This window comes from Staphylococcus sp. GDX8P80P (genome assembly GCF_017893095.1).
Lineage (GTDB): Bacteria > Bacillota > Bacilli > Staphylococcales > Staphylococcaceae > Staphylococcus > Staphylococcus borealis.
The window spans coordinates 1-948 of record NZ_JAESMI010000042.1 but is presented as its reverse complement, the minus strand read 5'-3'; the positions used below and the strand labels follow the sequence as shown (position 1 = coordinate 948).

General features: G+C 28.6%; 1 protein-coding gene. It reads right to left on the bottom strand.

The features are described 5' to 3' along the window. A partial coding sequence (locus KA858_RS05180) for a transposase (RefSeq protein WP_210135185.1) occupies positions 1–948 on the bottom strand: 948 nt, incomplete at both ends.

Genomic DNA, 948 nt, shown 5'->3' with positions numbered 1-948 from the left:
AGGTTCCACATCAATTTTTCTTTGACTGTAGATATTTTTTGTTTCTGGTTCTGAAAGCTTTTTGTTAATTTGGGATTTAAAATATTCCCAGTTATAATTCTTCATTATTTTTTTGTTTGTTTTTGAATTGAAGTTCATACATTGATTTTTCAGAGGACATTCTGAACAATCATCACATTCATATAATTTGAAGTCTCGCTTATAACCATACTTATCATGACGATAGGCATATCTTTTAAAACCTAGCCGTTTATTATTCGGACAAATGAATTCGTCATTAATTTCGTCATAGTTCCAATTTTGAGTATTAAAGATGTCACTTTTATATTTTTTAGTTTTATCTTTTATAAACATTCCATATGTTATGAGTGGCGTTCGATTAAAGTCATCTATAATTGCCATATAATTTGATTCACTACCATAACCTGCATCAGCTACAATATATTCAGGTAAATGACCGTAGGTCTCTTGAATTGAATTTAAAAATGGAATCATCGTTCTAGTATCCGTTGGATTTTGATACACATTATAAGATAAAACAAATTGGGAATTTGTCGCTATTTGTAAATTATACCCTGGCTTAAGTTGTCCATTTTTCATGTGATCTTCTTTCATTCTCATAAATGTCGCATCATGATCTGTCTTAGAATAACTATTTCTATCCTTTAAAATAGATTTTTGAAATTCGTATCGATACTTTCGCTCAGAATAATCATTGATTTGCTTTTTGTATTTTTTGATTTTAGTTCTTTTGAGACGTATTTGTTTTCTTGTTTTAGTACATTTTTCATTGTTGATATGTTGGTTTAAATCTTCGATTTCTTTATCTAAATGACTACCAATCAAATCTATTTCTTCTTTTGTTAATTCATTATCATGATCTTCTTTAATTTCCGGTATGATTTTATTGGTTACCAATTCATGGTAGAGGGCTTTAGAATCCTCAGT